We start from the raw sequence: 6119 nt of genomic DNA, 5'->3' as shown, positions 1-6119 counted from the left end.
TTTTTTAAATGAATAAATGTTGTTTTTTCGACCGGTTGATGCTGCTAAGGTATAACATGAGATATGGGGTTTGCAAGTATTTAACTAAGAAAATGTTTGTTTTCTTCTGAAATGAAAAACATGCTTTCTTATGCTGATATGTCGTTACTTTGTCGTATCTTTAGTGCTTGTTTAAGGAAAGCCGGCTGGAGTTGTCCGGTCGGCTGACTATAGTTGACTGAACAGCCGATTTCAGTTGTCCGAATAGCCGATTACAGTCGTCCTATGATGAAGTTACACATTTAAATTGAAAAGAAGTAATGGCTATTGTATTTGATTGGTATGAAAATCCTAATGCATCTTCGGACGAAGAAGAGGCAGCGTTGCATCCGCGTATCTTTATGAATGGTAAGGTGGATACGGAAACACTTTGTTACAGGATTCATGATTACAGTTCGTTGACTGTGGGTGATGTGAAGAATGTGCTCGACAACCTGTCGAAGATTCTCGGCGAGTCGTTGAGTGAGGGGAAAGAAGTGCATATCGAGGGAATCGGTTATTTTTATCCCACTTTGGCGGCTACGGGGAAAGTGACCCGCAGCACTCCGCACAAAACCAATAAAGTGACTTTTAAAACAGTTCGTTTCCGTCCTGACACTAATCTGAAAGGACATTTTGTTGGCGTCCGTGCCAGTCAGTCCAAGTACGTCCGCCATTCGGAGAAGGTTTCGGAGGTGGAGATTGACATGTTGTTGAAAGAATATTTTGCCGGACATCAGATGATGACCCGTCGTGACTTTCAAGAGATATGCGGCTTGGCTCGTACTACGGCAAAAACACATTTGGTTCGTCTGCGTGGAGAAGGAAAACTGGTGAATATCGGCTTGCGCACTCAACCGATGTATGTGCCTGCTCCCGGTTATTATGGGGTGTCGAGAGATGCGGCACATCCTTCACGATAAATGGTGTTTTTGTGATGATACCGGTCGTGAAGAATGTGAAAAGGGCATTAATCTTTAAGTAATCACACGAAATAGTTGATAGCTTGAGACTTATCCTCATGTGAAAGGAATGAAAGAGAAGAAACGGATTTTATTTCGCTATGTACTTTTTCATTCCTTCCGTATAGTAAGTCTTGAACTCTCCGTTTTCTCCACTGTAAATAAAGTAAGCGTCAATCTCCGGGTTTGCTTTGCAAAAAGTCTCCGCTTCTTCCAGCCCCATCACCATGAATGCGGTAGCTAGGGCGTCGGCAGTCATGCAGTCTTTGGCGATTACAGTAGAAGATAAGATGCTGTGTTGTACAGGATAGCCCGTTCTCGGGTCGATGGTATGGGCATATTTTTTGCCGTCTTTATAGTAATAGTTGCGATAGTTGCCGGAAGTAGCCAAGCCTAAGTCTGAAATTTCGAGTATTGTTTGTAGTTCTTGGTTTACGGCCAGTGAGTCGTCAACGGGTTTATTGATTCCAATGCGCCATAAGCCATTGGAGGGGTTTTTGCCTTTCACTACCACCTCGCCGCCAATGTCTACCATATAGTTTTTTATACCTTTTCGGTCGAGCAGGCGTGCTACTACATCTACCGAATACCCTTTGGCTACTGCGCTACAGCTCAACATGATACGTGGATCTTGTTTGATAACTTCACCGTTCTCCAATTTCACCTTCTCATATCCGGTGATTTGCAGCAGACTGTCTATCATTAATGAATCAGGGAAAGCTCCTTTCTTGAAGCCAAATCCCCAAGCGTTGGCAAGAGGAGCTATCGTGATGTCGAAAGCGCCTTTTGTCTCGCGTGATATTTCAATCGAACGGTTGAAGCAATTTTGAAAGAAGCTGTCGGTAACCAATTCTTCGTTACGGTTTACACGGCTAATGACAGAACTGTCGTTGAATGGCGACAGGGAATAGTCAAAACGTTGCAGTTCGGCTTCGATTTCCGGTTTTAAGTCACCCTCGTGCTCGTAGGTGATTTTATATATAGTTCCGAATACCAGACCTTTGATACTGTTGTAGTTGGCCTTCTGGTTGTGCTTGGCTATTATCCAGATGCTTGCCAGAATCAGGAATGCCAGCCAAAGGAAACTTTTTTTTGTTTTCATACGCTTTTTTGTTTGATGAAGAAACTTGTTTTATTGGAAAAACAGATGTTCGATTAATATTTTGATTCCGATAATGACCAGGATGATGCCACCCCATAATTCCGCTTTTAATTTCCGTGCCAGTCCGCAGCCGCATTGGATACCGAAGATAAGTCCGATTAGCGACAGGACGAATGAGACAAATCCTATGATAAGGATAGGAGACAGGATTTCATTATAGCTCTGAACTCCTAGAAAGGCAAACGAAATGCCCACCGCCAGCGCATCGATACTCGTTGCTACTGCCATAGTGAATACCACTTTCAGGCTTGTCGGATTGAATAACTGGCAGCATTCTTCTTCCTTGAAAGACTCCCAAATCATCCTGCCGCCAAGAAAGGCGAGAATTGAGAAAGCAATCCAATGGTCTACACTTTCTATAAGATGGCTGAAACTTTTGGCAAACATCCATCCGATAAAAGGCATGATTGCTTGAAAAAGCCCGAACGCAAAAGCCATGACCAGCATAGGCTTCCATTGGGTACGTTTCAAAATAATACCGCTTGCAATCGAAACGGCGAAACAATCCATCGCCAAACCTATTGCAAGCAACCAAATCTCCAGTCCTGTCATTGTATTCTAAAGAGGCAATTTATAAATGAGGGAATAAGTGATTCCCATATTGTTTGATTTAAACTTTCCGTAGCCGGGCACATACCACGGGTCGCCGTACTCTCCGGTAGAGGCACTTGTCTTGTATTTCATGCGTACCGACCAGCCCATGTTGAAGTTCTTGTAAATACGCACTTTGACACCTAAAACGATTTCCAGCCACTGCACGGAACCTTTCATTCCCAAATGGCTGAAAGGTACGCTTCCGCCCCAATAATCGTCTTCCAGACTGGGGTTACCTATAACGTCTCCCCAGATAGGGTCGCCTGCGGGCATGGTGGATACGTCATATTTGAAAGAGCTGAATGCGTAACGGATACCTGCATATAGGTAGCTGTTTTTCTCTTTCTTCTTTGCCATGGTGTTGTAATCCACGCCGATCCGGAAGAATGGGGCAGTTTTGCTTTTGTAGTGGATACCGGTTTCACTCCATGTATCCGTTCCGCCCATACCAAATTCAATAGTAGGGATGAACTTGTTTTTGAGGTTGACTGCCACGCTGACTTCAGAACTCATGAAGTCACCGCCTAGAAGTTTGCTTCCTATGCCGTACAAGTCCACGCCGATGTACGTACCATTGTAAAAAGGAATGGTATCTACTTCGGCAACCTTATTCTTTTTCTGTTCTCTTTTGGGTGTATGGGTAGGGCGTTGCTGCTGTGCCAACAACGGAAGCCCGATACAAAAGAGCAGAAGAAGGCTAGTCAGTCGTATCCGGTGTACGGTCACGATATTTAAAGAATATCTGTAGATTCTCAATTTCATTAGTATTGGCTTCTTTATTTCTAAAATAGATGGAGTCTATTTTCTCCGAGCTACCTGCTCTGTTTCCGAACTTGGCACTGAGGATATTTTGTTTCATCATATATCCACATTCCATTGATTGGAAATAGGGGGTATTTTGTTGTACGATATATAAGGTGTCTACATCATTGGGGTTACGTACCGGGTCATATTGGAAAATAAATACGGTAGAATCGCTTGTGTAGCGTAATGGCAGCATTATCTTATGTACTTTCTTCTCGTTGTTGAGAATGATTGAGTCTGTCCCCAATGCCTTAATTGTCAACGAGTCAAGCGTATCATTTAATACTTCGGTCTTATCGTCAGGATTGAGGACTTTGAACGTGCAATACATCATCGGACGTCCTGCCAGCGAACAGTCGTTCTCGTCCGAGCACGAGCTGTGGATGCCCACGGCGGCACCGACGATTATCAATAGGAGAAAGATACGAACTAAATTCTTCATAGTCAATTATTGAATGTGAATCAAATTTTCTTTTCTATCTGATAGTTGTTCCGTTCCGGTGCGTTGCGCGAGATTAGTTCGCCAAGGAATCCGGCAAGGAACAATTGCGTACCTATAATCATTGCCGTGAGTGACAGATAAAAATAGGGAGAGTCGGTCACCAGTCGGTAGGGCAGACCATTGGACATGGCATATAGCTTGCTGGCGCCTACGACGGCCACTGATATGAATCCGATAAAGAACATCAGCGAACCTAATAAACCGAAGAAATGCATCGGCTTGATTCCGAACTTGGAAAGGAACCAGAGGGAAATCAAGTCCAGATAGCCGTTGAAGAAACGGTTCCAGCCACCGAATTTGGTAGAGCCAAACTTACGTGCCTGATGATGGACAGCCTTTTCACCGATTTTCTTGAATCCGGCATTCTTTGCCAAATAGGGAATGTAACGGTGCATTTCACCGTACACTTCGATGTGTTTTACGACATCTTTGCGATATGCTTTCAGTCCGCAGTTAAAATCGTGCAGGTTTTTGATGCCCGACACTTTGCGTGCGGTTGCGTTGAATAACTTCGTTGGTAACGTTTTTGATAGTGGGTCATATCTTTTTTGTTTCCAGCCGGATACGAGATCGTAACCATCCTGGGTTATCATCCGGTAGAGTTCCGGAATTTCGTCCGGGCTGTCCTGCAGGTCTGCATCCATCGTGATAACTACGTCACCCTGAGCTTCGGCAAATCCACAGTAGAGTGCGGGAGATTTACCATAGTTGCGACGGAATTTGATTCCTTTTACGTGTTCTGATTGTGCTTTGAGCTTTTCTATCACTTCCCATGAGTGGTCAGTGCTTCCGTCATTAACGAAAATCACTTCGAATGAGAATCCGTTGGCTTGCATTACCCGTTCTATCCAAGCGTAGAGTTCGGGTAGTGACTCTTCTTCATTGAATAATGGGACTACAACTGATATATCCATCTTTTTACTTCTAAATTACGAATTACAAGTTACGATTGTGAAGGCTCGTCGTTCTCAGGTTTGGCTCTTTTCATCACCATCAATGCAGTAGGGATGGCGAGGATACTTCCCCAAAATACATCCCATGACAATAGCTGCATGGTTATATTAATGGAATTGAGTGAACGGACACTGTCTATCGTTTCTTTTATAATCTCTTTGCTTTCTATCAAGGCGGGGGTGTTGGCCATCAATTCGTCCCATAGCTGGGTATAGGAATTAATGATAAATCCGTGGTCGATAAACTGGAAATAGATATAGTGTGCCACGGCTACCAGTAAGGACGCGAACATATACATGAAGATGCTGAAGAGAACGGCATGTGAGAACTGGATGCTTCCTCCGCATATTTTGTCCCGATACATTTTTGTATAGTGGTAACCGATGAATGGTACGGCTAATGTCAGGATTATAAATAGGAAAGAAAAGAAAGGAATACGAAATCCCAATGGAAATAGTATGAATTTCAATATCCAATAGACTCCCATATACGTGCCAAAGTGCATGGCATATTTCTGTAAATAGATTCTGTTTTCTGTCATCTTTATTTCTAAATTGCGCACAAAGGTACAAATAATATCGGTTGGTAGAGGGAATATGGTTGTTAAAGTTAATAAAGCAAGGGAAGTTGCCGCCTGAGATTTTTTTTATACTTTTAATTGCTTGAAATGTAGATGGTTAGTTGTTTTGTGTGAAAAAAGTTATCTTTAGCTATTGCAGAATCCATAAAAATGCCTACCTTTGCAACCGCAAAACGGGTAAGTCCTATACGGCCAGCTCCCTTCGAATCCTCCAGGGCTTGATCGCAGCAAAGGTAGTTGGTTGTAGCGGCGCGATATAGTAAGCTTACCCACCCGCCTCTTTAGCTCAGTTGGCCAGAGCACGTGATTTGTAATCTCGGGGTCGTTGGTTCGAATCCGACAAGAGGCTCAAAATTGAAGAAGAAAAGCATTCAGGTATTTGCCTGGATACTTTTTTTATATATTCGCATAGTATCGAAATGTACAGTTCCGATAAAACTATAATGGCTCAGTTGTAATTCTTGGGGGATTAAGTTTTGTTAATTCCGTTCATGCATATACCTTTGCTAGCCTAAAAAGGAAGAAGCTCATATCCACTACTCC

7 protein-coding genes and 1 tRNA gene are annotated in these 6119 nt (G+C 43.2%); 2 read left to right on the top strand and 6 right to left on the bottom strand.

Annotation, left to right across the window (positions count from 1 at the left end):
* The first annotated feature begins 299 nt into the window (after positions 1 to 299).
* Positions 300 to 941, top strand: coding sequence for an HU family DNA-binding protein (locus RDN93_RS21435; RefSeq protein ID WP_308747355.1), 642 nt, complete (start codon positions 300 to 302; stop codon positions 939 to 941).
* A gap of 130 nt (positions 942 to 1071) precedes the next feature.
* On the opposite strand, the gene RDN93_RS21430 is transcribed toward RDN93_RS21435, so the two are convergent.
* Genes RDN93_RS21430 through RDN93_RS21405 form a run of 6 tightly spaced genes read right to left on the bottom strand, consistent with a single transcriptional unit; the run spans position 1072 to position 5543 of the window.
* Positions 1072 to 2082: an FAD:protein FMN transferase gene (locus RDN93_RS21430; RefSeq protein ID WP_308747354.1), complete on the bottom strand. Its 1011-nt coding sequence runs from the start codon at positions 2080 to 2082 to the stop codon at positions 1072 to 1074.
* A gap of 30 nt (positions 2083 to 2112) precedes the next feature.
* Complete coding sequence (locus RDN93_RS21425) at positions 2113 to 2694, bottom strand: manganese efflux pump MntP family protein (RefSeq protein WP_308747353.1); 582 nt, start codon at positions 2692 to 2694, stop codon at positions 2113 to 2115.
* A gap of 6 nt (positions 2695 to 2700) precedes the next feature.
* Positions 2701 to 3498, bottom strand: a complete 798-nt coding sequence (locus RDN93_RS21420; protein WP_308747352.1) for a DUF6048 family protein — start codon at positions 3496 to 3498, stop codon at positions 2701 to 2703.
* The gene (locus RDN93_RS21415) at positions 3434 to 3982 is read right to left on the bottom strand and encodes a DUF6452 family protein (RefSeq protein WP_308747351.1); all 549 of its coding nucleotides are present in this window, start codon (positions 3980 to 3982) and stop codon (positions 3434 to 3436) included. Before RDN93_RS21415 ends, RDN93_RS21420 begins: the two co-directional genes overlap by 65 nt.
* Before the next feature lie 20 nt (positions 3983 to 4002).
* The gene (locus tag RDN93_RS21410) at positions 4003 to 4956 is read right to left on the bottom strand and encodes a glycosyltransferase family 2 protein (RefSeq protein WP_308747350.1); all 954 of its coding nucleotides are present in this window, start codon (positions 4954 to 4956) and stop codon (positions 4003 to 4005) included.
* 29 nt (positions 4957 to 4985) lie between these two features.
* A complete protein-coding gene (locus tag RDN93_RS21405) occupies positions 4986 to 5543 on the bottom strand; it encodes a DUF4199 domain-containing protein (RefSeq protein ID WP_308747356.1) in 558 nt (185 codons plus the stop codon).
* Positions 5544 to 5851: 308 nt separating this feature from the next.
* On the opposite strand from RDN93_RS21405, the gene RDN93_RS21400 reads away from it, so the two are divergent.
* Positions 5852 to 5925, top strand: a tRNA-Thr gene (locus RDN93_RS21400).
* The last annotated feature ends 194 nt before the right edge of the window (positions 5926 to 6119 follow it).

Source organism: uncultured Bacteroides sp., from assembly GCF_902491285.1.
In the GTDB taxonomy this organism is placed as follows: Bacteria; Bacteroidota; Bacteroidia; order Bacteroidales; family Bacteroidaceae; genus Bacteroides.
Note: the sequence above shows the minus strand (reverse complement) of the source record. Positions and strands in the feature narration are given on the sequence as shown.

Excerpts from the sequence above, each read along its gene's own strand:
- RDN93_RS21415 (WP_308747351.1), bottom strand. The coding sequence starts at position 3,982 with ATGAAGAATTTAGTTCGTATCTTTCTCCTATTGATAATCGTCGGTGCC.
- RDN93_RS21410 (WP_308747350.1), bottom strand. The coding sequence starts at position 4,956 with ATGGATATATCAGTTGTAGTCCCATTATTCAATGAAGAAGAGTCACTA.
- RDN93_RS21420 (WP_308747352.1), bottom strand. The coding sequence starts at position 3,498 with ATGAAATTGAGAATCTACAGATATTCTTTAAATATCGTGACCGTACAC.
- RDN93_RS21435 (WP_308747355.1), top strand. The coding sequence starts at position 300 with ATGGCTATTGTATTTGATTGGTATGAAAATCCTAATGCATCTTCGGAC.
- RDN93_RS21430 (WP_308747354.1), bottom strand. The coding sequence starts at position 2,082 with ATGAAAACAAAAAAAAGTTTCCTTTGGCTGGCATTCCTGATTCTGGCA.
- RDN93_RS21425 (WP_308747353.1), bottom strand. The coding sequence starts at position 2,694 with ATGACAGGACTGGAGATTTGGTTGCTTGCAATAGGTTTGGCGATGGAT.